Annotated in this window: 27 protein-coding genes; 10 read left to right on the forward strand and 17 right to left on the reverse strand. The window is 74.7% G+C overall.

The window, feature by feature from the left end; translation table 11 throughout:
- Nucleotides 1–9: 9 nt before the first annotated feature.
- From SCATT_RS30180 to SCATT_RS30195, 4 genes are all read right to left on the reverse strand, one after another.
- Nucleotides 10–702 (reverse strand): L-ribulose-5-phosphate 4-epimerase, encoded by a 693-nt coding sequence (locus SCATT_RS30180; RefSeq protein WP_014151603.1) that lies wholly within the window; start codon nucleotides 700–702, stop codon nucleotides 10–12.
- A gap of 162 nt (nucleotides 703–864) precedes the next feature.
- A complete protein-coding gene (gene araB / locus SCATT_RS30185) occupies nucleotides 865–2,529 on the reverse strand; it encodes a ribulokinase (RefSeq protein WP_014151602.1) in 1,665 nt (554 codons plus the stop codon).
- Between the two features lie 178 nt (nucleotides 2,530–2,707).
- The gene (locus SCATT_RS30190) at nucleotides 2,708–3,256 is read right to left on the reverse strand and encodes a GNAT family N-acetyltransferase (protein ID WP_014151601.1); all 549 of its coding nucleotides are present in this window, start codon (nucleotides 3,254–3,256) and stop codon (nucleotides 2,708–2,710) included.
- A gap of 246 nt (nucleotides 3,257–3,502) precedes the next feature.
- Nucleotides 3,503–4,561 (reverse strand): LacI family DNA-binding transcriptional regulator, encoded by a 1,059-nt coding sequence (locus SCATT_RS30195; RefSeq protein WP_014151600.1) that lies wholly within the window; start codon nucleotides 4,559–4,561, stop codon nucleotides 3,503–3,505.
- Between the two features lie 659 nt (nucleotides 4,562–5,220).
- Here SCATT_RS30195 and SCATT_RS30200 point away from each other — a divergent pair.
- Nucleotides 5,221–6,438: an FAD-binding protein gene (locus SCATT_RS30200; protein WP_041824056.1), complete on the forward strand. Its 1,218-nt coding sequence runs from the start codon at nucleotides 5,221–5,223 to the stop codon at nucleotides 6,436–6,438.
- A 96-nt stretch (nucleotides 6,439–6,534) separates the two neighbouring features.
- On the opposite strand, the gene SCATT_RS30205 is transcribed toward SCATT_RS30200, so the two are convergent.
- Nucleotides 6,535–8,073: an FAD-binding oxidoreductase gene (locus SCATT_RS30205; protein ID WP_014151598.1), complete on the reverse strand. Its 1,539-nt coding sequence runs from the start codon at nucleotides 8,071–8,073 to the stop codon at nucleotides 6,535–6,537.
- Between the two features lie 264 nt (nucleotides 8,074–8,337).
- Here SCATT_RS30205 and SCATT_RS30210 point away from each other — a divergent pair, with 264 nt between their 5' ends.
- Nucleotides 8,338–8,586 (forward strand): hypothetical protein, encoded by a 249-nt coding sequence (locus SCATT_RS30210; protein ID WP_231904928.1) that lies wholly within the window; start codon nucleotides 8,338–8,340, stop codon nucleotides 8,584–8,586.
- A 65-nt stretch (nucleotides 8,587–8,651) separates the two neighbouring features.
- Complete coding sequence (locus tag SCATT_RS30215; protein WP_014151596.1) at nucleotides 8,652–9,776, forward strand: PP2C family protein-serine/threonine phosphatase; 1,125 nt, start codon at nucleotides 8,652–8,654, stop codon at nucleotides 9,774–9,776.
- Between the two features lie 10 nt (nucleotides 9,777–9,786).
- Here the strand turns inward: SCATT_RS30215 and SCATT_RS30220 are convergent, their stop codons facing one another.
- On the reverse strand, nucleotides 9,787–10,608 hold the full coding sequence (locus tag SCATT_RS30220; protein WP_014151595.1) for an SDR family NAD(P)-dependent oxidoreductase: 822 nt from the start codon (nucleotides 10,606–10,608) through the stop codon (nucleotides 9,787–9,789).
- On the reverse strand, nucleotides 10,605–11,225 hold the full coding sequence (locus SCATT_RS30225; RefSeq protein ID WP_014151594.1) for a TetR/AcrR family transcriptional regulator: 621 nt from the start codon (nucleotides 11,223–11,225) through the stop codon (nucleotides 10,605–10,607). The genes SCATT_RS30220 and SCATT_RS30225 overlap by 4 nt, the downstream gene beginning before the upstream one ends.
- Nucleotides 11,226–11,389: 164 nt before the next feature.
- On the opposite strand from SCATT_RS30225, the gene SCATT_RS30230 reads away from it, so the two are divergent.
- Complete coding sequence (locus SCATT_RS30230) at nucleotides 11,390–11,884, forward strand: MarR family winged helix-turn-helix transcriptional regulator (RefSeq protein WP_014151593.1); 495 nt, start codon at nucleotides 11,390–11,392, stop codon at nucleotides 11,882–11,884.
- Between the two features lie 113 nt (nucleotides 11,885–11,997).
- Nucleotides 11,998–12,618 (forward strand): DsbA family protein, encoded by a 621-nt coding sequence (locus SCATT_RS30235; RefSeq protein WP_014151592.1) that lies wholly within the window; start codon nucleotides 11,998–12,000, stop codon nucleotides 12,616–12,618.
- 54 nt (nucleotides 12,619–12,672) lie between these two features.
- On the opposite strand, the gene SCATT_RS30240 is transcribed toward SCATT_RS30235, so the two are convergent.
- The 3 genes from SCATT_RS30240 to SCATT_RS30250 form a co-directional block, all read right to left on the reverse strand.
- Complete coding sequence (locus SCATT_RS30240; RefSeq protein WP_014151591.1) at nucleotides 12,673–13,284, reverse strand: acetate uptake transporter; 612 nt, start codon at nucleotides 13,282–13,284, stop codon at nucleotides 12,673–12,675.
- A gap of 178 nt (nucleotides 13,285–13,462) precedes the next feature.
- The gene (locus SCATT_RS30245) at nucleotides 13,463–14,056 is read right to left on the reverse strand and encodes a hypothetical protein (RefSeq protein WP_014151590.1); all 594 of its coding nucleotides are present in this window, start codon (nucleotides 14,054–14,056) and stop codon (nucleotides 13,463–13,465) included.
- A 160-nt stretch (nucleotides 14,057–14,216) separates the two neighbouring features.
- On the reverse strand, nucleotides 14,217–15,290 hold the full coding sequence (locus SCATT_RS30250) for an NUDIX domain-containing protein (protein WP_014151589.1): 1,074 nt from the start codon (nucleotides 15,288–15,290) through the stop codon (nucleotides 14,217–14,219).
- Between the two features lie 166 nt (nucleotides 15,291–15,456).
- On the opposite strand from SCATT_RS30250, the gene SCATT_RS30255 reads away from it, so the two are divergent.
- The gene (locus SCATT_RS30255; RefSeq protein ID WP_014151588.1) at nucleotides 15,457–16,131 is read left to right on the forward strand and encodes a pentapeptide repeat-containing protein; all 675 of its coding nucleotides are present in this window, start codon (nucleotides 15,457–15,459) and stop codon (nucleotides 16,129–16,131) included.
- A gap of 117 nt (nucleotides 16,132–16,248) precedes the next feature.
- On the forward strand, nucleotides 16,249–17,772 hold the full coding sequence (locus SCATT_RS30260; RefSeq protein ID WP_014151587.1) for an FAD-dependent monooxygenase: 1,524 nt from the start codon (nucleotides 16,249–16,251) through the stop codon (nucleotides 17,770–17,772).
- 20 nt (nucleotides 17,773–17,792) lie between these two features.
- Here the strand turns inward: SCATT_RS30260 and SCATT_RS30265 are convergent, their stop codons facing one another.
- The 3 genes from SCATT_RS30265 to SCATT_RS30275 form a co-directional block, all read right to left on the reverse strand.
- Complete coding sequence (locus tag SCATT_RS30265; RefSeq protein ID WP_014151586.1) at nucleotides 17,793–18,962, reverse strand: PP2C family protein-serine/threonine phosphatase; 1,170 nt, start codon at nucleotides 18,960–18,962, stop codon at nucleotides 17,793–17,795.
- A gap of 345 nt (nucleotides 18,963–19,307) precedes the next feature.
- A complete protein-coding gene (locus SCATT_RS30270; protein ID WP_014151585.1) occupies nucleotides 19,308–19,883 on the reverse strand; it encodes a non-canonical purine NTP pyrophosphatase in 576 nt (191 codons plus the stop codon).
- Between the two features lie 87 nt (nucleotides 19,884–19,970).
- Complete coding sequence (locus SCATT_RS30275; RefSeq protein ID WP_014151584.1) at nucleotides 19,971–20,771, reverse strand: SAM-dependent methyltransferase; 801 nt, start codon at nucleotides 20,769–20,771, stop codon at nucleotides 19,971–19,973.
- Nucleotides 20,772–20,822: 51 nt separating this feature from the next.
- Between SCATT_RS30275 and SCATT_RS30280 the strand changes: the two genes are divergently transcribed.
- Nucleotides 20,823–21,242, forward strand: coding sequence for a MarR family transcriptional regulator (locus tag SCATT_RS30280; RefSeq protein WP_014151583.1), 420 nt, complete (start codon nucleotides 20,823–20,825; stop codon nucleotides 21,240–21,242).
- Between the two features lie 12 nt (nucleotides 21,243–21,254).
- Here the strand turns inward: SCATT_RS30280 and SCATT_RS30285 are convergent, their stop codons facing one another.
- Together SCATT_RS30285 and SCATT_RS30290 are read right to left on the reverse strand one after the other, a co-directional pair.
- Nucleotides 21,255–21,950 (reverse strand): alanyl-tRNA editing protein, encoded by a 696-nt coding sequence (locus tag SCATT_RS30285; RefSeq protein ID WP_231904926.1) that lies wholly within the window; start codon nucleotides 21,948–21,950, stop codon nucleotides 21,255–21,257.
- Nucleotides 21,951–22,117: 167 nt separating this feature from the next.
- Nucleotides 22,118–22,690, reverse strand: a complete 573-nt coding sequence (locus SCATT_RS30290) for an RICIN domain-containing protein (RefSeq protein WP_014151581.1) — start codon at nucleotides 22,688–22,690, stop codon at nucleotides 22,118–22,120.
- A 315-nt stretch (nucleotides 22,691–23,005) separates the two neighbouring features.
- Between SCATT_RS30290 and SCATT_RS30295 the strand changes: the two genes are divergently transcribed.
- A complete protein-coding gene (locus tag SCATT_RS30295; protein ID WP_157894790.1) occupies nucleotides 23,006–23,563 on the forward strand; it encodes a hypothetical protein in 558 nt (185 codons plus the stop codon).
- A 13-nt stretch (nucleotides 23,564–23,576) separates the two neighbouring features.
- On the opposite strand, the gene SCATT_RS30300 is transcribed toward SCATT_RS30295, so the two are convergent.
- Nucleotides 23,577–24,203: a LysE family translocator gene (locus SCATT_RS30300; RefSeq protein WP_014151579.1), complete on the reverse strand. Its 627-nt coding sequence runs from the start codon at nucleotides 24,201–24,203 to the stop codon at nucleotides 23,577–23,579.
- Between the two features lie 108 nt (nucleotides 24,204–24,311).
- Here SCATT_RS30300 and SCATT_RS39130 point away from each other — a divergent pair, with 108 nt between their 5' ends.
- Nucleotides 24,312–24,473, forward strand: coding sequence for a hypothetical protein (locus SCATT_RS39130; protein ID WP_014151578.1), 162 nt, complete (start codon nucleotides 24,312–24,314; stop codon nucleotides 24,471–24,473).
- A 13-nt stretch (nucleotides 24,474–24,486) separates the two neighbouring features.
- On the opposite strand, the gene SCATT_RS30305 is transcribed toward SCATT_RS39130, so the two are convergent.
- Nucleotides 24,487–25,110, reverse strand: coding sequence for a TetR/AcrR family transcriptional regulator (locus SCATT_RS30305; protein WP_014151577.1), 624 nt, complete (start codon nucleotides 25,108–25,110; stop codon nucleotides 24,487–24,489).
- Between the last annotated feature and the right edge of the window lie 120 nt (nucleotides 25,111–25,230).

Raw genomic sequence — 25,230 nt, forward strand, 5'->3', positions numbered from 1 at the left:
GTTCTCCGTTCACCGGGCGGCGCCCGGCTGGCCGTAGACGTTCTGGTAGCGGTCGTGGAGGCGGTCGACGTCGGCCTGGGCGAGCGGCCGGGGCTCGCCGAGCTGCCGCGCGATGTGCACGGTGCGGGCCACGTCCTCGCACATCACGGCTGCCTTCACGGCGGCCCTGGCGTCCTTGCCGATGGTGAAGACACCGTGGCTGCGCATGAGCACCGCGGGCGAACGGTGACCGGAGAGCGTCTCCACGATGCCGCGCCCTATGGAGTCGTCGCCGATCAGCGCGAACGGCCCCACCGGGATCTCCGCCCCGAACTCGTCGGCCATCGCGGTCAGCACGCACGGCACCGCCTCGCCCCGGGCCGCCCACGCGCTGGCGTACGTGGAGTGGGTGTGCACCACACCGCCGACGTGCGGCATGTGACGGTAGACGTAGGCGTGCGCGGCGGTGTCCGACGAGGGTGACAACTCGCCGTCGACGACCGTGCCGTCGAGGTCGCACACGATCATGTCGCGCGGGGACAGCTCCTCGTACGGCACCCCGCTGGGCTTGATCACCAGCAGGTCGTGTCCGGGGACGCGGGCCGAGACGTTGCCGGCCGTCCACACCACGAGGCGGTAGCGGACGAGTTCCTGGTGGATGTCGCCGACCTCGCGGCGCAGCCGGGCGACGGCCTCCTCGGCGGAGGCGGGAAGAGTGCCCATGGCGGGGACCTCTCGATACGGGTGGGAAGGGTGGGTCGGTATGCGTTGTGAGCGCTAACAAAGAAGGCGTGGGGCGAGGGGGACGTGAGGCGGGCGGCCGGGGCCCGGGGCGTCCGGGGCGGACTCCGGCGGCCCCTCAGCCGGCCGGTCTCCGGCGAACCCTCAGCCGGCCGTCGCGGCCCGGCGCAGCTCGCGCAGCCGGTGCATCACCGAGCTGCCGCCCCGGCCGAAGTGGTCGTGGAGCGCCTGGTACTCGCGGTACAGCTCCCGGTACGCGGCGGCGCGATCGGGGTCGGGCCGGTAGGCCGCGCGCCTGATGCGGCCCATGGCGGCGGAGGCGGCCCGGATGTCCGGGTGGGCCCCGGCGGCCACCGCGGCGTGGATCGCCGACCCCAGCGCGGGACCCTGCGCCGAGTCGATGACGTTGACCGGGCGCTCCAGCACGTCGCTGTAGAGCTGCATCAGGAAGGCATTGCGCAGCAGCCCGCCCGCCGCGGTGAACTCGGTGACCGCCACCCCGGCCCGCTCGAACGCCTCGACCACGGTACGGGTGCCGAACGCGGTGGCCTCCAGCAGCGCGCGGTAGACGTCCTCGGGGCGGGTGTCCAGGGTGAGGCCGACGATCAGCCCGGACAGGCTGTGGTCGACCAGCACCGAGCGGTTTCCGCTGTGCCAGTCGAGCGCCAACAGCCCGTGGGCGCCGACGGGTTGGGCGGCGGCCTTCTCGGTCAGCAGCTCGTGCACGCTCACATCCATGGCCCGCGCCTCGGCCGCGTACGACTCGGGGACGGCCGTGCGGGCGGCCCAGGCGAAGATGTCGCCCACCCCGCTCTGCCCGGCCTCGTACCCCCACAGCCCCGGCACCACTCCGTCGCGGACCACCCCGCACATGCCGGGAACGTCGGCGAGCACGTCGGAGTTGAGGATGTGGCAGGTCGAGGTGCCCATGATGGCCAGCAGGTGGCCGGGGTCGAGGGCGCGGGCGGCGGCACTGGTGACGTGGGCGTCCACGTTGCCCACCGCCACCGGGATCCCCGGCGGCAGCCCGGTGGCCGCGGCGGCGCGGGCGGTGAGCGCGCCGGCCGGTGCGCCGAGCGGGGAGAGGGGGTGGTCGAGCTTGGCGGTGAAGCCGGCGAAGCCCGGGTCGAGCCCGGCCAGGAAGTCCGCGTCCGGGCGGCGGCCGTCCTGGTGGATGCCCTTGTACCCGGCGGTGCACAGGTTGCGGCTCTCGGCGCCGGTCAGCTCCCACACGATCCAGTCGGCCGCCTCGATCCAGCGCTCGGTCAGCGCGTAGACCTCCGGGTCCTCCTCCAGCAGTTGGAGCGCCTTGGCGTACTCCCACTCGCTGGAGATCCTGCCGCCGTAGCGGGCGAGCCAGGGGCGGCCCTCGCGGGCGGCGTGCCGGTTGATCCGGTCGGCCTGCGGCTGGGCCGCGTGGTGGCGCCAGAGTTTGGGGTAGGCGTGCGGACGCCGCCGCAGCGCGGGCAGTTCGCACAGCGGGGTGCCGTCGGCGGTGACCGGCAGCACCGTGCAGGCCGTGAAGTCGGTGCCGACGCCGATCACCTGCTCGGGGCGGACCCCGGCCGCCGCCAGCGCCTCCGGCACCGCGTGCCGCAACACGTCCCGCCAGTCCTGCGGTACCTGCAACGCCCAGTCCGGCGGCAACTTCGGCCCGCCGTCCGGGAGTTCGGCGTCCACCACGCCGTGCCGGTACTCGTGCACCGCGCTGCCCAGCTCGGTGCCGTCCGCGACGGTGACGACGACGGCACGCCCGGAGAGCGTCCCGAAGTCGATGCCCACCGTCACGGCGGGAAGGTCAGTGATCACGTGCGCTCTCCCGTACTGCTGCGGACGATCCGGTGCGGAACGGCTGTCGGGCACGGCCGCCTGGTGCCGGGGGCCGGTTGGGCAGTCATTGTTAGCGCTCACACGGAGCGCGTCAAGGGATCGCGCACCGCCCGGCCGGGCGGGTCCGGCGGATCGCCGGAACGGGACCGGAAACGCGTCAGGGGGTAGCTCGGCGCAGGTGCAGGTGGCCGTCGAGGGGGTAGTCGGGGGGTGCGGCCGGGAGGGTGCGGGCGAAGGCGTAGCCGCTCTTGCGCGCGACGGCGCAGGACGCCTCGTTGTCCGACTGGTGGAGGAGTTCCAGGCGTTCGAGCCCGTCGGCGCGGAAGGTGTCGAAGGCCCAGGTGGTGAGGGCGCCGAGCGCTCGGGGGGCGACGCCGCGTCCGCGCGCCCGGGCCGCCGTCCAGTAGCCGACCTCGGCGGACGGCCTGCCCGCGGCGACGCCCTTGAGCACCACGTTGCCGACCAGCTCCGGTGCGTCCCGCCCCGGCGGCGTGCTGAGGACGGCGAAGCCGAAGCGCTCCCCCGCCGCCCAGCCGCGTTCCTGCTCCCGCACCCAACGCAGCGCGTCCGCCTCGTCCTCCAGGCGCGCGCTCGTCCACCGGCGCAGCGCCGGATCCCGGTACGCCTCGACCAGCGCGGCGGTGTCGTCGGCGCACCAGGGTCGCAGGAGGAGGCCGGGCGCGTGGAGGGTGACGGTGGTGTTCACCGCGCCGATGCTATCCGGCCGGCGGGCAGCGGTTCCCAAGTGGTCGTTGCGGCCAGGGTGTTGACCCGGGTCCGCGTCCGGTCCCGTCGGCGTCCGGTCCCGTCGGCATCCGGTGGCGCCGGGTCGGGCCGCTGAGTCGTGCGGCAACGCCGCGGGGCGCCGTGCCGGGCGTCGCGACGGGGCGGTCCCCGGCCGACCCGCGGCCGGGGACCGGACGGAGCACGCAACTCCCGTACCGGGCCGCGCTCACACCGGCGTGCTCGTACTCCCCCGCACGATCAGATGGGGGTCTATCACCACGCGCCGGGTCCCGGTGGCGCCGCCTTCGACCTGGTCGAGGAGGAGGCGGATGCTGGCCCGGCCGACCTCGGTGAAGTCCTGGCGGACGGTGGTCAGCGGCGGGGCGAAGAACTCCGACTCGGGGATGTCGTCGAAGCCGGCCACCGCGACGCGGCCGGGGACCGCGAGGCCGGCCTCGCGGAGGGCGCGCAGCACACCGAGGGCCATCTGGTCGTTGGCCACGAAGACCGCGGTGACCTCGGGGTCGCCGCCGTGACCGGGGCCGGCCAGGACGCGGCCGGCGAGCTCCTGCCCCGCGCGGTAGCCGGACAGCGGCGTCCAGTCGCCGACCAGCGGGGCCGGCACCGGGGCGCCGGCCTCCTCCAGCACCGCGCGCCACCCTGCCGTACGGGCGCCCGCCTCCAGCCAGTCGGGCGGGCCGGCCACGTGCCACACGGTGGTGTGGCCGGCCGCCAGCAGGTGGCCGGTGACCAGCCGGGCGCCGAGCGCCTGGTCGACCGAGACCCCGGAGATCTCCAGGTCGTGGCCGCCCTCCACGGTGACCACCGGGAACGGCGGCCTCAGTGCGGCGAGCGCGGACACCGCCTCGCGTTGCGGGACGATGACGACGACGCCCTCCACGCCCCACTCGCCGAGGTGCGCGAGCGCCTGGGCCAGCCCCTGGGGGCTGAGCCGCCGCAGCGAGACGGCGGAGACCAGGTAGCCCTCGGCGCGGGCCGCCTCCTCCAGGCCGGCCAGCGTGCTCGCCGGGCCGAACAACGTGGTGTTGCAGGCGACCACGCCCAGGGTACGGGTGCGCCGGGTCGCCAGCGCCCGCGCCGAGGAGTTGCGCCGGTAGCCCAACTCCTCGATGGCGCGCAGAACTTCGGCCCGGGTGCCCTCACGCACGTTGGGGTGACCGCTGAGCACCCGGGACACCGTCTGGTGCGAGACCCCGACCAGCCGCGCCACGTCGGCCATGGTCGGGGAACGGCGCCGCGCTGGGTCTTCCGCGGTCTGCGACACGACCTCTCCCGTCGTCGAGCTTGCCGGCGCCGTCCGAACGCGCCGCCGGGGACCGTTCCGGCGCCTCCGGCCGCCCGGCCTCATCCTACGGCGACCCCCCGGCCACGCAGAACGCCCTCGGGCCCACCCGCCGAAGGCTCGGCCGGTCACCCGGCGCCATTGTATTGTGAGCGCCAACATCACGATCGACGGCCACCCTTCGGGGCCGGACGGGAGCGCGGCGGATGGCTGGTCCGAGCACCAACAGGCAAGCGGCGGGCGCCAACCGGGCGGAGACGGGTCCGGAAGCCAACCGGGCGGGGACCGGGCCGGACAGCAACCCGGCGGGGGCCGGATCGGACAGCAACCGGACGGGGACCGCACCGAACACCATCCCGGCGGGGGCCGGACCGACCACCGACCCGACGGCGACCGGACCGGACATCACTCCGGCGAGGACCGCCGCACCGGACACCAACCAGACAGACCCCGGGCCGACAACCACCCGGACAGGGACCAGGCCGAACACCAACCCGACGGCAACCGCACCGGACACCACCCCGGCGCCGACCGCACCGGACACCAACCGGATAGACGCCGCACCGGACACCAACCGGACAGACGCCGCACCGACCACCACCCCACCCCCGACCGCGCCCGTCACCAACTGGGCCGGGAACATTCGGTTCCGGGCCAGTCGCCGCGCGGCCCCGGGCTGCGTGGACGATGTCCGCGAACTGGTGGCGGCCTCCCGGACGGTACGGGTGCTGGGCACGGGTCACTCGTTCAACGACCTCGCCGACACCACGGGTCTGCTGCTGGCCACCTCGGCGCTGCCGAAGTCGGTGGAGATCGACGCGAGGGCGGGGACGGTGACGGTGGGCGCCGGGGTGAGGTTCGGCGAGTTGACCGGGGTGCTCCACGCGTCCGGGCACGCGCTGCACAACCTCGGTTCGCTGCCGCACATCTCGGTGGCCGGCGCGTGCGCCACCGGCACCCACGGCGCGGGCGTCGGCAACCCCTCCCTCGCCGCGGCCGTCCGCGCGCTGGAACTGGTCACCGCCGACGGCGAGTTGCTCACCCTGGACCGTTCCGACGAGCGCTTCCCCGGCAGCGTCGTCGCCCTCGGCGCGCTGGGTGTGGTCACCCGGGTCACCCTCGGTCTCGTCCCCGCCTTCGACGTCCGGCAGTGGGTGTACGAGGGCCTGCCCACGGCGGCGTTGCGCGACGGGCTGGACGAGGTGCTGTCGGCCGCGTACAGCGTCAGCCTGTTCACCCGCTGGCGGGGTGAGCGCGTCGAGCAGGTGTGGCTCAAGCAACGGGTGGACGGCGCCGCGCCGGTGTGTCTGCCGGGTGCGCGGCTCGCCGACGGCCCGCGCCATCCGGTGCCGGGCATGGCACCCGAGGCGTGCACCCCGCAAGGTGGCGTCCCGGGCCCCTGGCACACCCGGCTGCCGCACTTCCGGCTGGAGCACATACCGAGCAGCGGTGCCGAGACGCAGTCGGAGTACTTCGTGGCCCGTTCCGACGCCTCGGCCGCCTTCGCCGCGCTGGACCGGGTGCGCGAGGAGTTCGCGCCGGTGCTGCGGATCGGCGAGGTCCGCGCGGTCGCCGCCGACGACCTGTGGCTGAGCCCGGCCCACCGGCGTGACTCGGTTGCCTTCCACTTCACCTGGCTGCCGGACGCCCCCGCGGTGGCCCAGGCACTGCACCACGTCGAGCGGGCGCTGGCCCCGTTCGCGCCCCGTCCGCACTGGGGCAAGGTGTTCGTCACCCCGCCGGAGACGCTGCGCGAACGCTACGAGCACCACGACCGCTTCCGCCGCCTGATGACCGCCCTCGACCCGGCGGGGAAGTTCCGCAACGACTTCCTGCGCCGGCACTTTCCGGAGGCGTGAGGTCGGCCCGAGCGCAGCACCCGGGAGCGGTCCCGCCGGGCCGGGTCGGCGGGACGGGGGCGCCGATCCGCGCCGGGGTGGTCGTGGCGGCCGTGCTCAGATCGCCTGCGGGAAGTCGAAGAGGCGCTGCGGGTCGTACTGGCGCTTGACCGCGGTGAGCCGGTCCAGGGCGGGGCCGTAGTAGGCGCGGCGCCAGTCGGTGAGCGTGGGGTCGATGTAGTTCTGGTAGGCGGCGCCGGAGGCGTAGGGGCGCATGGCGTGGTGGATGCCGGGCAGCCAGGCGGCGCTCTCCAGCGGGCCGGAGGCGAGGTACTGAGCGAGGAACCGGGAGCGGCGGTGGACGAACGCGGTCGCCGTGGGCGCGACGCGGTTGACGGCGCCGCCGAGCGCGGTGAGCGCGACGCTGCCGGCGCCGCCGCCGGTGGCCTTCCGCAGCCGTTCCACCTGTGCCACCAGCGTGTTGGCACCGGCCACGGACAGCGAGCGGTCGTAGAAGTCGGAGCGCGCGGTGTAGGTTTCGCGGTCCAGCCGGCCGGCGGGGTTGCGTCCGGGGGTGCGGCCGGGCAGGTGGCACTGGGCCGGGCTGCGGTCGGTGCAGCCGGCGTAGGCGTTCATCGCGTCGAGGTAGGTGTGGTGGCGCAGTGAGACGCTGCGGGCCGGGCTGCCGATGCGGGCGGCGAGCCGGTCGACGGCGTTCTGGAGTCCGGAGTAGGAGCCGAGCGAGAAGGCGGCGACCGACAGGGTGGACGATCCGCCGGTGGCGCACTCCAGATGGAGCGAGGACCAGATCTCGTCCGGCTGCTCCGGGCCCCACTCCTGCCAGGCGCGGACCGCCGCGACCGCCTTCGACCACGGCCAGGTGAGGTAGGCGGTGACGCACGCGGGCGCGGGGTGGGTGCGGTAGCGCAGTTCGGTGACGACGCCGAAGTTGCCGTTGCCGGCGCCGCGCAGCGCCCAGAACAGTTCGCTGTTGTGCCGGGCGTCGGCCTGGACGGTCCTGCCGTCGGCGGTGACCAGGGCGGCGCCGGTGAGGCTGTCGCAGGTGAGCCCGTACGCGCGGGCGGCCACCCCGTGTCCGCCGCCGAGGGTCAGCCCGGAGACGCCCACGGTCGGGCAGGAGCCGGCGGGTATGGTCCGGCCGCGCCGGCCGAGGGTGTTGTAGACGTCGATGAGCTTGGCGCCGGCGCCCACGGTGGCGTCCGTGCCGGACACCGAGATGGCGGCCAGGTTGGAGACGTCGATCACCAGCCGCCCGTTCCCGGAGGACCAACCGGCGTAGGAGTGGCCGCCGTTGCGGATGGAGACCGGCACCTTGGCCCGGCGGGCGAAGGCGAGGCACTCGGCGATGTCGCCGGCCCCGGAGACGTACGCGACGGCCGCGGGCCGCAACCCGTCGAACCGCGTGTTGTACAACCGGCGGGCGGTGTCGTAGTCGGCGTCGCCGGGGCGTATGAGCTTGCCGTGGAGGCCGTGTTGCAGTGCCGTCCAGTCGGCGCCGGCCCGGGGCCGCGGGACGGCGGTGGAACGGGGCCGGGCGGTGGCGCTGGGCTGCGCCGCGGCGGCGACCGCCCCTCCCCCGGCCGCCGCGACCGCCAGGCCGGCCCCGGTACGCAGCAGAGTTCGCCGGTTGGGCATGCGTGTTCATCCTTCGGGTGGGGGTGGACTGGTGTTCCCCGGCGAAGACGGCGGTGGCGCCGGTGTGGTTCCGTTGTGGTGTGCGGTGATGGTGTGACCGTTGTGGTGACGTCCGGGGGAGCCCCGGGCCGGGGGAAGTCATCGGTCGACCACGGGGTCACCGGTGGCCGGCGGCGAGCGCCCCGTACGGGGGCCGGCGTCCGGGCGGAACCGCGGGCCCCCAGGCCGTGTGCGCATCGTCCGAAGACCGCGCATCCTGGGGGTATGGCGCGAAAAGGGATGAAGACCGCGCAGGCCGCCGGGCACCCGGTCGAGATCGCACCGCTGGCGGAGAACCACCGCTACCGGCTGGTGAGCATCGACGGCGGCCCCGCGGAGCCGATGGAACGCGAGGAGTTCGAGGTACGCGCCAGGCGCGCGCACCCCACGATCGACCTGGGCGACCCCGGCCAGGTCCACTGGGCCGACCATCCCGGGGAGTGGCCGCCGTGGCACCCCGGCGAGGCGGGCTGACGCGGCGGTGACCCGCCCCCGTCGGGCCGTGGTGTGGCCGGGGTCTGCCGGGGCAGAGGGCGGTTATGGACGCGTGGTGGCGTGGGGTCCCGGGGCGGTACCGGAGACGTTCACTGCTCGCGCTGCCGCTGGTCTTCATCGCGGCGATCACGGTGGTGGACCTGCTCTCGCCGCCCGATGTGCACCTGGGCCCGCTGCTGGTGGTGGCGCCGGCGATCACCGCGTCGTTCGCCGGGGCCCGGCTGACCGGGGTGATCGGCGTGGTCGCGGTGGCCGCCCAGGTGGTCATCGGGGTCCTGCACGGCGGGCTGGGCACCGTCAACCACCAGTCGCAGATCGCCGCGTTGGTCGCGGTCTCCGCCATCATCGTGGTCTACCGGCGGGTGCAGGACCGGCGCACCGTCGAGTTCACCCGGGTGCGTTCGGTGTTCCAGACGGTGCAGCAGGTGCTGATGCGTCCGCTGCCGCGGCGGATCGGTCCGCTGCGGGTGGCCTGCCGTTACCTGCCGGCGGAGGACGAGGCGCACATGGGCGGCGATCTGTACGCCGTCGCCCGGACCAAGGACGCCACCCGGCTGCTCATCGGTGACGTGCGGGGCAGCGGGCTGCCGGCGATCGGGGACGCGGCGGTGATCCTCGGTGCCTTCCGGGAGGCGGCCCACCAGCACGCCGGGTTGCCGGAGGTGGCCGCCGCGCTGGAGGAGAGCTTCGAGCGCCATCTGGCCGAGGAGTCCGGGGCCGGCCCGGATCGCGACGAACGGTTCGTGACCGCCCTCCTGCTCGACGTGCCCGACCGTGAGCCGGTGGCCCGGCTGACCACGTGCGGCCATCCGCCGCCGGTGGTGCTGCGGGACGGCGCGGCGGGGACGCTGCCGTCGGCCGGGGCCGCGCCGCCGATCGGGATGGGCCGGCTGACCGGTGACGCCCCGCCGCAGTGTTCGTTCCCGCTGGGCGTCGGGGACGTGCTGCTGCTGTACACCGACGGCGTCACCGAGGCCCGGGACCGGGGCGGAGCGTTCTACCCGCTGGTGGAACGGCTCGACCACTGGCCGCACGGCGGGGCGGAGGCGCTGCTGACGCGCCTCTGCGACGACCTGCTCGGCTACGCGGGCGGACGGCTGCCGGACGACGCGGCGATGGTGGCCGTCGAACGAGCGCGCCCCGACGACCCGGCGCCGGACGCCCGTTGAACCGTCGCGTTCAGCGGCGCGGCCAGGCCAGCCCGTGGCGGCGGGCCACCATGCGCTCGACGGCGGTACGCGGCAGCAGCCGGCGCAGCGCGAAGACCACCGGTGCGTTGCTGCCCACCGCGTACAGCGGGCGGGGGCGCGCTGCCTCGACGGCGGTGAGCACGGTCGCCGCGACCTCGGCGGCGGCCACCCCGGCGGCCTCGTTGGCGTCGAGCGCGGTGAGCATGGTGTCGTACTCGGCGCGGTACGGGGAGTCGTCGGCCACGTAGTGGGTGCGCCGGTCGCTGATGCCGGTGTTGACGGAGCCGGGTTCCACGGTGGTGACGGCGATGCCGTAGGGCGCGAGTTCGCGTCGCGCGGCGGTGGCGAAGCCCTTCAGGGCGGCCTTGGAGGCGACGTAGGAGGAACGGTGGGCGAGCGGGAAGCTGGCCAGCATGGAGCCGATCATCACCACCCGCCCGTAGCCCCGGCTGCGCATGCCGGGCAGCAGCAGTTGGGTCAGGCGTACCGCGCCGAAGACGTTGAGCTGGAAGAGGCGGTGCAGGGCGGCCGGGGGCAGTTCCTCCAGCGGTCCGCTCTGGCTCTCCCCGGCGTTGTTGACCAGGATGTCGACGGCGCCCGCCGCCCGGGCGCACTCCTCGACGGAGGCGTCGTCGGCGAGGTCGAGCGGCAGGTAGGTCACGCCGGGCGGCGGGGCGGGGGCACGCCGTGGGTCGCGGCTGGTGCCGAGGACCCGGTGTCCGCGTGCGGCGAGCGCCGCGGCGACCGCGGCCCCGATCCCGGACGAGGCGCCGGTGACGAGCGCCGTGCGGTGGGTGGCGGGGTCGGTCACGGCTGCTCCTCGCTGTAGGCGTTCAGCACGCGCAGGAAGAGTTCCTCGCGGCGTTGCCGGGCGGTGGGGTCGCCGGGTTCGAGGAGGACCTGGACGGTGGTGCCGTCGTGCACGGCGACCAGGGCCTGGCCGAGCGCGGCCTCGTCGGTGACCCGGCGTCCGGCGCGGCGCAGCGCGGCCACCACGACGGGGAGCACGGTGTCCTGGATGGCCCGTTCCCGGGCGGCCATCACCCGGCGCAGCCCGGGGTTGCGCAGCGCGTGCGCGGTGAACTCGGCGGTCACCCGGTACCAGGCGTCGTCCACCGGCAGCGCGTCGAGCGCGGCCCGCAGCGCCGCCCTCGGGTCGGCGGCCTGCACCCCGGCGAGTGCGGCGCGGACGTCCTCCAGCATGCGCCGCGACCGTTCCTCCCACATGGCGAGGAAGAGTTCGTCGAGGGAGGAGAAGTTGGAGTAGAAGGCGCCGCGGGTGTAGCCGGCCCGGTCGCAGATCCGCTCCACGGTGGTGCGTCCGAACCCCTCCTCGGCGAAGGCCGCGAGGGCCGCGTCGAGCAGCCGCCGCCGGGTCCGCGCCCGCCGTGCCGTCACCCGCGGCGCGGTGTTGGAGGGGGTCGTCATGGGGTGGCCTTCCGTGGTGCCCGGCCCGGTGTTGGATACGTGAACGTATCGGATACGTCATCGTATCGACAAGTGGTCCGGCCGGGCCCGGCGGGCGGGGGATGATCGGTGGGCCCGGCGGCGGGCGGTGGACGGATTCGGCGGGACGGAAGGGTGCGGGGCCGGTGGCGGGACGGACGGAGATCACGACGGCGAAGCAGGCGGCCGACGACGAGCTGGTGGTCGCCTTCGGGCGGCTGCTGGGCGCCGCCGGGCGGCTGGAGTACATCCTGGGGCGGGCGATCGAGGAGGAGTGCGGGATCAGCCATCTGATGTTCGAGGTGCTGCTGATCCTGGGGCGGGCCGGGGAGCCGGGGCTGTCGATGACGGCGATCGCCCGCGAGCAGGTGCTGACCACCGGCGGGGCGACCCGGCTGGTGGACCGGATGGCGGCGGCGGGGCTGGTGGCGCGGAGCGCCGACCCGGACGACCGGCGGGGCCGGCTGGTGCGGCTGACCCCGCTCGGCGAGCGCACGGCGGTCCGGGCGGCCCGGGTGCACCGGGAGAACATCCGGCGCCACTTCCTGGAGCCGCTGCCCGCCGCCCACCGGGAACGCTTCATGGCGGACCTGCGCACGCTCTCGCACGCGGCGCGGGACGCGTTGCCCCGGCTGAGGTGAGCGGCGCCGTGTTGTGACGCGGACCTCGTTCGCGGGGGAAATACCTGACACGTCAGGTACCGTTGTCCCTGGCGAACCGCCCGGGCCGTTCGGGCGCCGTCGTGAGGTCCGTGATGAAACTCAGCTATGTCTTCGATGCCTACTGCGGCTGGTCCTACGGGTTCGCCGACACCATGCGGCGGATCGCCGCCGGCCACCCGGAGCTGCCCGTCGAGGTGGTCTCCGGCGGGCTGTTCACCGGTGACCGGCGCCGGCCGATCGGCGCGTTCGGCTACGTCCAGGGGTCCAACGCGAAGATCGCCGAGCTGACCGGGGCCGTCTTCGGGGACGCCTACGAACGGCTGGTGGCCGACGGTTCGTTCGTGATGGACTCCGAGGACGCCGCGCGCGGGATGGCGGCGCTCCGGCAGGCCGCCCCCGGCCGGGCGGTGGAGCTCGCCGCCGCGTTGCAGGGCGCCTTCTACCGGGACGGGCTGAGCCTGTCCGACCCCGCCACCTACCGCCGCCTCGCCGAGGCGCACGGCCTGGACGCCGACCGCGTCGTCGCCGCCTTCACCGCCCCCGCGTCCCGCGCCGCGGCCGGTGCCGACTTCGCCCGCGCCGCCGCGCTCCGCGTCGACGCCTACCCCACGCTGCTGGCGGTCGACGGCGACCACGTCCGCCTACTGGCCCGGGGCCACGCCACCGCCGAGGAGGTCGAGCGGCGGCTGGCCACGGTGTTGACCGGAAACTGACTTTACGTCAGATGCGGCGTTCGCTCCCACCTCGCCCACGCCGCTGACGTGACGTCAGGCGAGCGGCCAGGTCGGCAGCACCACCCGCCGCCACGTCGCGTTGGTGACCGCGGCGAACGACGCGTACCAGGCGATCAGCGCGGTCAGCAGACCGACCCAGCCGCCGGCCCGGGTCAACCCGGTCGCCTGGGCGAAGTCGCCGGCGCAGAGCAGGACGAAGGTGGCGGTCAGGGCGGCGAAGACACCGAGCACGGCGCCGCTGACCTTGATGGAGGCCACCGTCATGTAGGCGGTGAAGACCGCCCAGGCGAGCAGGAACAGCCCGGTCGCCTGGTGTGCCGAGGCGGCCGGCAGCCCCGGGGCGACGAACTTCGCGTATCCGGCGAACGCCAGCCAGAACGCCCCGTAGGAGCTGAACGCGGTGGCCCCGAAGGTGTTGGCCTTGCGGAACTCCCACATCCCGGCGAGGAGTTGGACCAGGCCGCCGTAGAACAGGGCGAGCGGCAGCACGGTGGCGGTGACGGCGGCGTCGGCCAGTCCGGCGTTGACGCAGCTGAGGACGAAGGTGGTGGTGGCGAAGGCGGCCAGCCCGAGCGGGCCGGGGTCGGCGGTGGCGGCCACCGCGGTGGCGGCGGAGGTGGCGGGGAGCTGCTCGACGTCGGCCATGACGGCTCCTTTGCTCAGGCCCGTTGCTCAGGCCGGAAGGCGTTTCCGCGAGCGGGGGTGGCGCGCAGTATGCCAAGGATCACGACGGCCGCAGAAGGGTCCGGTGTCACCCGCGGGGTGTCAGCGGTCGCACGTCGCCCGGCGCGCGCCCCCTTCACCGGTACGCGACGGGACGCCGTCAGCGGGCGTGGACGTCCACGCTGAGCGCGGCGGCGGGCGCGGTGGCGGACGGGGAGCCGGGGGTGCGCAGGGTGAAGTGGAGGGCGCCGGTGCCGTCGTCGACGGCGGCCGGCTGCCGCGCGGTGAAACGCAGCCGGTAGGAGATCACCTTGATCCCGCCCGGCGCCAGGGTGAAGCGCGGGATCTGGTCCGGCGTCGCGCCGGTGCCGTGGCCGGTTTCGGCGGCGTGGCGGACGGTGTGCCAGGCGGTCTCCCCGTCGGGCAGCGTCTGGAGTTCCCCGCGTGGGGCGCCGCCGCCCTTGACGCAGGGGCAGCCGGCGACGGAGAGGACGGCGGAGACGTCCCGCGCCTCGCCGCCGCCGTGGTTGGTGACGGTGACGTTCAGGTTCACCCAGGGCCACCCCGGTGCCATGACGAGGTGTTCGGGGACGAGGGAGAAGGTGGCGGTGAGGTTCTGGTCGGACGGGGCGCCCGGCGACCGATGGCCGGGGGCGGGTACCGGCCGCGCGTCGCCGGAGCACCCGGTGAGCGCCGCGGCGGCGAGGGCCAGCACGCCCAGGGCGGTGGTGGTGCGTCGGTGCACGGTCTGCATGGCGGTTCGGCCCTCGTCGCACTGAACGGCGGCCATGGACGGGCCAGGGCCGGTGGCGGATGGTGGCGGAGCGCAGCGACGGTACCCAACGGACCCTCCAGTGGTCCACACCAATTCCCTTCACTCGCACGGGGTTTGGCCGGTTCCGGGCGGCCCCGGCTCACCGGTCGTCCGGGTCCTCCGCGTCCGCCTCGGTGACCGGCCGCCGCTCCGCCCGGGGCAGACCGAGCCGGGCCCGTGCGGCGTGGACGGCGTCGAGCTGACCTGCCGTGACCGGGCCCGTTCCGAGGATCTCGGCGGCCTGCTCCGGCGTGGCCAGCAGCCGCACCGGACCGCCCGGCGCGGCCGGCTCGCGGTACGTGACGGCGGCGGCGAACCGTACGTCCACCCGGCCCCGGACGTCGTCCCGGAGATGACCGAGACACCACGGTTCACCGACGCGCACCCGGGCGTCCCGGGCCGCCGCGCGCGGACCGTCGGCGGGAGCGACGGCACCGCCCGGCAGCGTCACCGCCCCGGAGATCGGGTCGGCCAGCAGCAGCACCCGGCCGTCCCCGGCGAACAGCCAGCCCCGGCACTCCGTGACCGGCACGCCCGACGGCGCCGGCCCGGGATGCCACAGCGGCCGGCCGGGCTCGCGCGGGGCGCGCGGCAGCTCCAGCCGGTCGAGCGCGGTGGGGGACGACGGGCGGCCGTTCTCCAGCACGGCCGGGCCGCCGCCGTCGACCCGGGCGCGCAACGCGGTCAGCGCGCGGCGGGCGTCCGCCGGGTCCATGTGCCGGGCGAGCAGGGCGGGTTCGACGAAGTGGACGCCGGTGACCTCGTGCCCGGGAAGGGCGATCGAGCGGATCCGGGCGGGGGTCAGGGTGCCGCCGTCGAAGACGTACAGGATCTCGCCGGGGAAGTTCATCGCCGGGTCGTACCCGGGGGCGCCGGCCGGCACCCAGTCGACGGCCAGCACGCGCCGGACGTCGGCGTCCAGCCCCAGTTCCTCGCGGACCTCGCGGCGGGCGGCGGCCGACGGGGCCTCCCCGGGGTCCACCCCGCCGCCGGGCAGCAGCCGCACGTCGCGGTAGTCCACCGACTCCACCAGGACCCGCCCGTCCTCGTCGGTGAAGAGCACGCTCGCCCCGGTCCACAGCGTCGCCCGGGAGGCCCCGTACTCGGCGGGTGACATCAGCGGGCCGGCGGCGGCCGGGGGCGGCGGTACGGCGCGGTCGGTTCCGAGGGTCATGGCGGCTCCACTCCTGCTCGATCGTGCGGTGACCGAGGCCACTGTGTCCGCACCGGCCGGGCCCCGGCACCGGAACGCGCCGGAACCCACGCGAACGGGGCACCCCGGCCAGTCCCGCGCGCCGCCGGTAGCATCGCCCCCACCGCCACCTCCCGTGAGGACCGCCATGCCCGCCGAGCCGCGCGAACTCGCCGATCTGCCCTTCGCCGAGGCGCTGCGCCCGCTGGACGGCGCGCCGGAGGACGACGGCCACTACGACACGGTGCGCGTGGACGGCGGTGTCTTCGAGGACGTCGAGGCGGGCGGCGCGCGCTTCACCGAGTCGGCGTTCTCGTCGGTGACGTTCGCCGGCGGTGGTATGCGGCGCCTGCGCTTCAACGACGTGTGGCTGCACACCACACGCTGGCTCGGCACCGATCTGGCGGAGTGCGACTGGCTGGACACCGAGGTGGTCGGCGCCTCGTTCGCCGGTGTGGTGGCGTTCGGCGCCCGGTGGCGCCGGGTGACGTTCCACGACTGCAAGCTGGATTCGGTGAACCTGCGCTCGGCCGCCCTGCGTGACGTGCGGTTCGTCAACTGCCTGCTGCGCGACGTCGACCTGGGCGCGGCGACGCTGCGCGATGTGGCGTTCCCCGGCTCGACGCTGGAGGGGCTGCGGCTGGGCAAGGCCCGGCTGACCGACGTCGACCTGCGGGACGCGGCGGCACTGGAGATCGCCGAGGGCGCCGACGGACTGCGCGGCGCGGTGATCAGCACCTCTCAACTGCTCGATCTGGCCCCGCTGTTGGCCCGCACGGTCGGCGTGACCGTACGCGACCGGGATCGACGTCGGCAGGTGTGAGACGTCGCGGTGGCCTTGCGTCGATCGACGGAGCGTACTTAGCTTGACGTCAAGAGATCAAGGCCAACCGCTTCCCCTCCGAGTGGAGTTGTGATGTCCGCTGCGCGGAATTCCCCGGTGTCCGAAGGTTCCCGGCGCTACGACGTGGTGATCGCTGGCGGTGGCCCGGTCGGGCTGCTGCTGGCCTGTGAGTTAGGGCTGCGGGGGATACCCACCCTGGTGCTCGAACGGCTGCCGCCGGGCCGGGACGAGCCACGCGCGCTCGCCCTGCATCCGCGCACCCAGCAGATCCTGGACCGGCGCGGGCTGCTGGACGACTTCCGCGCCGCGCAGGAACGCGCGGGCGGCTGGGCCTTCTTCCGCCGCCACATCGACAACAGCGCGCCCCGCGGCCACTTCGCCGGCATCTGGCGGCTGGGCCGGGCCGAATCGGTCGAGGCGCTGCCGGCCGGACTCTTCGTCCAGCGCGAGGACATCAAGGCGATCCTCGCCGGACGCGCCGCCGGACTCGGGGTCACCATCCGGCACGGCGCCGAGGTCACCGGGGTGCGGCAGACCGCGGACGAGGTGGTCGCCGAGGTACGCGACGACTCCGGGGAATCCGTGGTGCGCGCCCGTTACCTGGTCGGGTGCGACGGCGGACGCAGCACGGTGCGCGGCGCCGTCGGCATCGCCTTCCCCGGCACCGAGCCGACCTCGGTCTCCCGGATGGCGCTGGCCACGGTGCCTCAGGACGCCGATCTGCCGACCGGCTGGGTACGCACCGCGACCGGGTGGTTCATGCGGATGCCGGACGGCCGGATCGCCGCCACCGAGTGGGACGTGCCGGAGGACCTGAGCACCCCGCCCACCCTGGAGGAGTTCAACGCCAGCGTCCAGCGGGTCACCGGCAGCCGGACCGCCCTCACCGACCCCAAGTTCGTCAGCCGCTTCACCGACGCCACCCGGCAGGCCGAACGCTACCGGGCGGGCCGGGTCTTCCTGGCCGGCGACGCCGCCCACATCCACTTCCCGGCCGGCGGCCAGGGCGTCAACCTCGGCCTCCAGGACGCGGTCAACCTGGGCTGGAAGCTCGCCGCGCGGTGCGCCGGCCACGCCCCCGACGCGCTGCTCGACACGTACTACACCGAACGCGCCCCGGTGGCCGCCCGGGTGCTGCACAACACCCGGGCCCAGTCCGCCCTGATGCGTCCGGGCCAGGACACCGACGCGCTGCGCGACCTGTTCAGCGACCTGATGGAGATACCGGAGGTCAACTCCCGGCTGAGCGCGCTGATCTACGGCAACGACATCCGCTGCCCGGTGCCCGGCGCCGCCCACCCCATGGCCGGTGCCTTCGTCCCCGACACCGCGCTGGCCACGGCGGACGGCCCGGTGCGGCTCGCCGAGCGGCTGCGGTCCGGACGGCCGCTGCTGCTCGACCTCGGCGACGGAGCGCAGGACGCCGCCCACCCGTGGCGGGACCGGGTCGACCTCGTCCCGGCCACCTCGCCCGACCTGGACGTCCGCGCGCTGCTGATCCGTCCGGACGGGTACGCGCTGTGGGCGAGCGACCGCCCGGACGCCCTGGCCGCCGGGCGGGACGACGAGGGGTTGCGCACCGTGCTCACCGAGTGGTTCGGCGCCCCGCTCGACGACTGACCCCGGCCCGCCGGGACCGGTCAGCCACCACCGGCGGCCGGCCCCGGCGGCACCGTCACCCGGCGGACGACCAGCGCCGCCGCGTCGTCGTCGAGTGTCCCGGCGGTGTGCGCGAGCAGATCGGTACGCAACTGGTCGATCAACTGCCGGGGCGAGGCACCCGTGGCGCACCGGGCGACCCGGGCGGCCAGCGGGTAGAAGACACCGCTCCGGTCGCGTCCCTCGCTGATCCCGTCGGTGTACAGCAACAGGCTCTCCCCCGGACGGAACGGCACGGTCTCCACCCAGTGGCGGTCGCCGGGACGGAAGAGGTTGAACGGCGGCGACGGCGCGGTGGCCGCCAGGGTACGCACGCCGCCAGCGCCGATGAGCAGCGGTGGCGGGTGCCCGCAACTGAGCAGGTGGACCACGGTGTCGTCCTCGGGGACCTCGACGAGCAGCGCGGTGGCGAAGCGTTCGTCCACATCGGCAACGCCCGGGCCGCAGGTCTGCCGCGAGTAGCGTTCCATGCTGGCCTCCATCCGGTCGGCCAGCGCCGGCAGGTCGGGGGCCTCGGGCGCGGCCTCCCGGAACGATCCCATCAGCACCGAGGCCACCTGGACCGCGGGCAGTCCCTTGCCGCGTACGTCGCCGACGAGCAGCCGCACGCCGAAGCGGGTGCGCTGGGCCTCGTAGCAGTCGCCGCCGATGTGCGCCTGGGCCGCCGCGGCCAGGTACATCGACTCCATGCGCAGCGGGCCGAGCCGGTCCGGCAGCGGGTGGAGCAGCGCCTGCTGGGCGGCCTCGGCGACGTCGCGTACGTCCCGCAGCGTGCGCTCCCGCTGCCGGCGCGCCCGGCTGGCGTACCCGGCGGCGGCCGTGACCACCATGATCACCGCGAAGGTCAGCCACGAGGCGGGCCGGTCCAGCAACTGGAAGTGGGCCACCAGCACCGCGTCCACCACGAGGGCGAGCACCCCGATCAGCACCGTGCCGGCCACGTCCCAGGTGGCCGCCGCCAGCGCCGGGGCGGCCACCAGCAACCGGTTGATCAACACGTCCACCGGGCTGAGCAGATCGAGCACCGTGATCGCCACGATCAGCGCCAACGGCAACAACCGGGCCCAGCGGCCTCCGCCGACCCCGTCCGGCCGGCGCCACCACCCGCTGACCACCCGCCGCGCCCACCGCACCGCCCTCGTCCGCACCATCCCTGGATCACCTGGCCACGGCCCCCGGATCGCCTCTCCCCCATCGTCCCTCATCCCCGGCATCCCGTCGCAGCGGAAGCGGCACGCACGACCGCCACGCGGCCCGCGCGGCCCCGGACGACGCGACGCGGGGTCACCGGTGCCGCCCCGCCCCCGGCCACACGTCGGCCCCGCGTCCCTCCAGCACGCGCCGCACAACAGCACATACGTCAGGCCAAGCCGCCGCCGCAGGTCAGCGCCACCGTCCCCGGCCCGCGCCCACGGGCCCATGCCGGGCCGGGCGACACAACACCGGGGCACCGGCCCCACCCCGCTCCGGGCCGACGGAGCGGCGGCGCGGCGGGATCAGTGGTGGTGGCCTCGGTCGCGGAGCCAGGCTCGGGCGTGCTCCAGCGGGGCGCGCCGCATCGTCCAGCGCATGCGGTCGGCGAAGGACATCTCGCCGAGCGTGCGGCCGGTGTCGGCCACCTCGAAGACGGGGGTCCAGCCGCCGAGTCCGCCGCGGGCGTCGATGAGGCGTCCTTCGGTGCGTCCGGTCCACACCTGGCGTTCGCCGCGCCAGGCGATGCCCACGGCGCTGACCGCGGTCGCACCGGCCGGGGCGCCGGGCGGCAGCGCGGCCTCCTTGAGGCGCTGGGCGCCCATGCCTTCCACGAACCACTTGACCAGCGCGCCCGGCAGGCCGTTCCAGGACTCCACGAAGAGGCCGGTGTCCTCGACGAGCACGGGTGCGGGGAGATCGAGTTGGGCGACCTGGTCGAGTTTGTGCTCGACGACCACCTGGACGTCGGTGGACTGGATCTCGGTCAGCTCGACGGCCGCCGGCTCGACGCCGGGGAAGACGGCGGCCACCTCTTCCAGCTTGATGGGGTTCTCACTGGCGAGCAGGATCCGGTTCGTGCCGGTCGCCGGCTGGCTCATCGTGGGGTGGGGCCTTTCCTTCGCCGAGGCCCCCGGCCGGGGGCTCACCCATTCGTACCATCAGGCGGTGAGGGCTGGCGCGTGCATTTACTGCCGGACGGCGGTGACGAAGGCGGTGGTGACCGGGGCGGGGAGCGGGCGGCCGTGGCGGGCGGCGACGGCGTCCAGCGGGTGGGTCTCGGGGGCCCAGCCGTGGGCGCGCAGCCAGTCGGCGGTGCCGGGGCCGAGGCCGCCCTTCCACAGCGTGGTGATGTGGCGCACGGAGGGGTCCGGCGGGACGGCGGCCAGGTCGCGTCCGCGTTCCAGGGCGAGGTGGCTGCCGGGCGCGGACAGCGCGGTGACCGTGGTCATCAGTCGCGCCGCCTGCTCGGCGGTGAGGTACACCAGCAGCCCCTCGACCAGCCAGGCGGTGGGCTCGGCCGGGTCGAAGCCGGCCGCGCGCAGCTGTTCGGGCCAGCCCGGGTCCACCAGGTCGGCGGGGACGGCGGTGCGGTCGCAGCGCGGTACGGCGCCCCGCTCGGCGAGGACGGCGTGCTTGAGGTCGAGGACGGCCGGCAGGTCGACCTCGTACAGCCGGGTGCGCGGCGGCCAGTCGAGGCGGTAGGCGCGGGTGTCCAGCCCGGCGGCGAGGAGGACGACCTGCCGGTGCCCGGAGGCGAGCAGCCGGTCGTCGTAGAACCGGGTGCGGTGGACGACGTGCAGCAGCAACGCCCTGGCGAGCGGCCCGGGGGTGCGGTCGTTCCGGCGCGGCTCGCCGTACGCGGCCACGAAGGCGGCGGCGTACGGGTCGTGGAAGAGCCGGTCGGGCCGGGCGCTCTCGTAGGCGCGCGCCCGGGCCACCGATATCGCCGTCGCGGAGACCGCGCCGAGGGGTCGGGGGGTCGTCATGGCGGCAGGTTACATCGGTGCAGATGTATCTGCCGCTATATATTCGCCGCCATGGACGGGGTACGGCTGCTCGGACTCGGCAAGCGCCTGACCGAGTTGGGGCGTGAGGTGATGGACGGGGCGGGGCCGGTCACGCTGACGCCCGGGGAGATCGCGGTGGTGGCCGACGTCCTCCGGCACCCGGGCAGTTCGGTGCGGGAGATCGGGGCGCGTACCGGCTTCGCGCAGAGCCATGTGTCCAACTCGGTGGCCCGGCTGCGGGAACGCGGGCTGCTGGAGACCGCCCGGGACTCCGCCGACGGCCGCCGCACCCTGGTCCGCCCCACCGCCCGGGCCCGCCGTGCCGTGCGCGCCCGCGCCGACCGCCCCGCCGACGAGGTGATCGCGGCGGCCGTCCCCGACGCCGCCACCGCCCGGCGGGTCACCGCGCTCCTCGACGAGCTCTCCGGGTTGCTGCTGCCGCCCCGGTGAGGCGGCCTCCGGTCAGCCGTCCACCGGGACGTGTTCGGCGGTGTAACCCACCTTCAGCCGGCCGCCCTTGACCTTCACCGAGCGGATGGCGACCCCGGTCAGCAGGGACAGGTCGGGGACGTGGGTGCCGGCGCAGAACTCGGTGGCGTACCCCTCGATGGTGATCGTGCGGCGTCCGTCGCGTTCCCCGGGGATCACCGGGAGCGCTTCGGCGAGCGGTTTGCCGAGGCGTTCGGTGAGCCCTTCGGCGAGGGCGTCCTTGTCGCAGTCGAGGCCGCCGAGGTCGTACTCGACGCGGGCCTGGCCGGGGAAGTGGTTGCTGCCGACGTGACGGTAGCCCCACTCGTCGATGAGGGCGTCCACCAGGTGCCCCGCGGTGTGCAGCGCGGCGTGGAGGCGGCGCAGCGCGGGGTCGATCCGGGAGGTCACCGTGGTGCCGACAGCCACCGCCTCCCGCGGCCACGCGGCATCCGCCGGGCAGGTCAGGTGGACCAGCCCGGGGCCGGTGTCGCGGACCGGGCGGACCTCGACCTGGTCGACCCAGCCCCGGTCGTCGGGCTGCCCCCCGCCCTGCGGGTGGAAGATGTTGTCGGCCAGCGCGATGCGTACCGTGTCCGGTCCGCGTTCGGCGCTCACCACCCGCGTCGACGCCTCGTAGGCGTAGGTGTCCGTCAGATAGATCTGCCGCTGCTGGGTCACAGAGTTCACCCCAAAAGTCGCGTCACGCGATGTCCGGCTCTTCGACAAGCGTGCGCATTATGGCAGTTGTTCCCCTGCGGCATGTCCACTCTTGGGCGGATTACGCCGGTACGACAGCGCCGCGCGGTGCGGTGCCGTCGTACCGGTGGTGCCGTGCCGGTGCGGCGGGCGTGCGGTCAGCGGGCCGCGGGCTCCCAGACCGGCAGCCAGACGTCGTTGGCCAGGCCGCCGTGCTGGCAGGTGTACTGGATCAGCGGGTTGCCGTGGCCGAGGCCGCCGCGTACGTTGAGGCACTTGCCGCTGGCGCGGGACACCACGTGGTAGCCGTTGCCGGCCGGGACCAGCCGCCACTGCTCGTTGGGTGCGGTGTCGCAGTGGTACTGGATGACCTCGGCGCCGTCCTCATGACCGCCGCCCCTGACGTTGAGGCACTTGCCGCTGTTGACGGAACGGAAGGCGAAGAAGCCGTTGTCGAACTCGTGGGGTTCCCACAGCTGGTTGGGGGCACCCGTCCAGGCCCACTGGATGACCCGGGCCATGTCGTCGTGGGAGGCGCCCGACACATCGGCGACCTGTCCCGGGGCGGCGGCCAGCCGCAGGCTGACCCGTTCGACATCTACGGCCCGGGGTGTCGCCGCTCCGCTCGCCGGGCGTACCGCAGCCGCCGGGGTGAGCGACCCCCACGCCAGGGCTCCCGCTGCCACTCCGGCGATCAGGCCCGCCCCCACGCTCCACCGCTTGCGCATCATCCTCGTCCTTCCTCCAGACGTGCGTCGGACGATCGGTCGCGCCCGCGCCGACGGATACGCCACGCGCATCACGACAACGCACAGATCGTGCGCCAACACGATTAGCGACTGATCCGCCACAGAAGGTATCGGTCACGAACCGCCCGTCACAGGGCGGAACGGAAGCGATCACCCGGCTCCGTACGCCCCCGCACGCCCGTCCGACCGGGTTTGGCTCCCCGAACGGGTGACGTCCGGGGGCGGCAGGGGTGACCGGCGGCGGAGGTGATCGTTTCTGCGGTGAGCAGGTCGACTCGTCGGACGGGAGTGGTGGTCGTGGTGCTTGGTCGAGGGACGTTGGCGGGGCTGGCGGTGGCCGGGGTGCTGGCGGGGCAGGTGGTGGGCGGGCCGGCCGTGTCGGCGGCCGAGCCCGGCGACGGGCCGGTGCCGGCCGCCTGCCGTGCGCTGGCCGACGCGTGGAGCAGGCTCCCGGTGCGCCACTACCGGCTCCCGGCCGGCCTGAAGGAGGAGGCCGTCGGCTATGTGACGGCCAACCTCGGCCGGTTCCTGCCGCTGCTGTCGGAGTCGCGCTGCCACAAGCTGGAACGGCACTACGCCGACGAGCACGCCCGCCGGGCCCTCGCCGCCGAACTGGACTCCTCCTGGGACGCCACCGCCGGCCCCGGGTGCGCCAAGGGCGCCGAGGCCACCTACCGCACCGTCCGCCGTGAACTCCCGCGGGCCCAGCGCATGTTGGGCCCCGACCGGCTGACCAGCGCCGAGACCGGGCTCCTCGACGAGGCGTGGGTGGCCGTCTGGCGCGACCTGGCCGCCTACGGACACCCCGCGCCGCGGTGCCGCACCGCCTACCTGAAGGTGGCCAGGAAGCTCTGACCGCCGCGCGTCCTCACCCGTGCGCCGTGGCCACCTTGACCCCGAAGCCGATCAGCACCACCCCGGTGATCCGGTCGAGCACCCGGCGCACCCGGGGCCGTTCGAAGAACGGACGCGCCTTGGCGAGGACGAGGACGTAACCGCCGAGCCACAGCAGCGTCAGCCCGGCATGGAGGGCGACGAGGAGTGCCATACCGGCCTGCGAGGGGAGCGCGCGGGGCGCGAGGGTCGGCAGCAGACCGGTGTAGAAGACCGCGATCTTCGGGTTGAGCATGTTGTTGACGAGGCCGGTGCGCCACGGGTCGCCGGTCGGGGCCGGCGTGACGGGCGCCTCACCCGCACCGTCGCCCCGGCCGGACCGGGTCCGCAGCAGCGTCTGCACCCCGAGGAAGAGCAGATAACCGGCGCCGAGGATCTTCACCACGGTGTACGCGGCGGCCGACGCCGCCAGCACCGCGGCGAGTCCGGCCACCGTGAGCACGCCCCATATCAGCAGCCCCGTCGTGATCCCGCCGACCGTCCGCAGCCCGTCGGCGCGCCCGGCCCCGACCGCCCGCCGGGTGACCACCGCCATGTCCGGCCCCGGCACCACCGTCAACAGGGCGAGCACCCCGACCGCCGCCATGATCTGCGCAAACATCCGTTCAGTCTCGCATCGGCCCCGACCGGCCGGTCACCCCGGTCCGGCCGGCCTCCGGGTGGCCGTTCAGCGGCGGGACCGGCCGGGAGAGGCCGTCGTCCGACGGACGTGATCAACGCCCTCGCCGCCTTCGTCATCGGCCACACCCTCGACCCGGCCCGACTCCCGCTGTCGGCCGAGGTGGTGGCGGCTCGCGCGGGGGTCGGCTCCGAGGCGGGTTCGAGCCGCACCGTCGACATCGTCCTCGACGGCTGCCGCACGGCGCCCTGACCGGGGCGGCCGGCTACTCCGCCGGGCCGATCGTCCGGGCGATCTCCAGCGCGCGTTCCGGGGCGACGCCCGCCGCGATCAGGTGGGTGACGGCCGCGCTGGTGCCGTCGTCCTCCCACGCCCCGAGGTTGACGCTCTCCAGCAGGGCGAAGGAGATCCCCTGGAGCGCCGCGGAGAGCACCGGCGCGGGCAGATGGCGGTGGAAGACGCCCTCGGCCTGGCCGCGTTCGAGCAGCGCGAGGCAGTGTTCGGTGGCCGGGGCGAGCAGTTCGCCGACCCGTTCCTCGCCGAGGTCGCGGCGGGCCAGGGAGAGCAGCATCCGGTAGCGGTCGCCGATCGGCCAGATCGCCAGCACGAAACGGGCCAGCGCCCACTCCGGCGGGTCCTCGGGGTCGTGGGCGCGGACCAGGGCCTGCCGCAGGGCCTCGGCGGCCTCCTCACCCAGCGCCTCCAACAGCGCCCCGCGTCCGGGGAAGTGCCCGTACAGGGTGCGCCGGACCACCCCGGCGGCCTGCGCGATCTCGTCCAGCGTGGCGTCCGGGCGGGCGCCGAGTTCGCGTCGCGCCACCTGGAGGATGCGGGCCCGATTGGACCGGGCGTGGCGGCGCTGGGGTTCGGCGGGAGAGGGCATCGCCATGGCTGGACTTCTTCCGTACGGGGTGACGTGGACCATATTTGCACACTCACGAGCAGTTATCTACCCTACGAAGGGACAGCTTCTGCACATCCATGAGCAAGTAACGCGGGTCCACGGCCG

The organism is Streptantibioticus cattleyicolor NRRL 8057 = DSM 46488, from assembly GCF_000240165.1.
GTDB lineage: Bacteria > Actinomycetota > Actinomycetes > Streptomycetales > Streptomycetaceae > Streptantibioticus > Streptantibioticus cattleyicolor.

Coding starts and splice junctions, on each gene's coding strand:
- SCATT_RS30180 (WP_014151603.1), bottom strand. CDS start 702: ATGGGCACTCTTCCCGCCTCCGCCGAGGAGGCCGTCGCCCGGCTGCGC.
- SCATT_RS30205 (WP_014151598.1), bottom strand. CDS start 8,073: ATGCCCAACCGGCGAACTCTGCTGCGTACCGGGGCCGGCCTGGCGGTC.
- SCATT_RS30210 (WP_231904928.1), top strand. CDS start 8,338: ATGGCGCGAAAAGGGATGAAGACCGCGCAGGCCGCCGGGCACCCGGTC.
- SCATT_RS30215 (WP_014151596.1), top strand. CDS start 8,652: ATGGACGCGTGGTGGCGTGGGGTCCCGGGGCGGTACCGGAGACGTTCA.
- SCATT_RS30225 (WP_014151594.1), bottom strand. CDS start 11,225: ATGACGACCCCCTCCAACACCGCGCCGCGGGTGACGGCACGGCGGGCG.
- SCATT_RS30235 (WP_014151592.1), top strand. CDS start 11,998: ATGAAACTCAGCTATGTCTTCGATGCCTACTGCGGCTGGTCCTACGGG.
- SCATT_RS30240 (WP_014151591.1), bottom strand. CDS start 13,284: ATGGCCGACGTCGAGCAGCTCCCCGCCACCTCCGCCGCCACCGCGGTG.
- SCATT_RS30245 (WP_014151590.1), bottom strand. CDS start 14,056: ATGCAGACCGTGCACCGACGCACCACCACCGCCCTGGGCGTGCTGGCC.
- SCATT_RS30250 (WP_014151589.1), bottom strand. CDS start 15,290: ATGACCCTCGGAACCGACCGCGCCGTACCGCCGCCCCCGGCCGCCGCC.
- SCATT_RS30255 (WP_014151588.1), top strand. CDS start 15,457: ATGCCCGCCGAGCCGCGCGAACTCGCCGATCTGCCCTTCGCCGAGGCG.
- SCATT_RS30265 (WP_014151586.1), bottom strand. CDS start 18,962: ATGGTGCGGACGAGGGCGGTGCGGTGGGCGCGGCGGGTGGTCAGCGGG.
- SCATT_RS30270 (WP_014151585.1), bottom strand. CDS start 19,883: ATGAGCCAGCCGGCGACCGGCACGAACCGGATCCTGCTCGCCAGTGAG.
- SCATT_RS30275 (WP_014151584.1), bottom strand. CDS start 20,771: ATGACGACCCCCCGACCCCTCGGCGCGGTCTCCGCGACGGCGATATCG.
- SCATT_RS30280 (WP_014151583.1), top strand. CDS start 20,823: ATGGACGGGGTACGGCTGCTCGGACTCGGCAAGCGCCTGACCGAGTTG.
- SCATT_RS30290 (WP_014151581.1), bottom strand. CDS start 22,690: ATGATGCGCAAGCGGTGGAGCGTGGGGGCGGGCCTGATCGCCGGAGTG.
- SCATT_RS30300 (WP_014151579.1), bottom strand. CDS start 24,203: ATGTTTGCGCAGATCATGGCGGCGGTCGGGGTGCTCGCCCTGTTGACG.
- SCATT_RS30305 (WP_014151577.1), bottom strand. CDS start 25,110: ATGGCGATGCCCTCTCCCGCCGAACCCCAGCGCCGCCACGCCCGGTCC.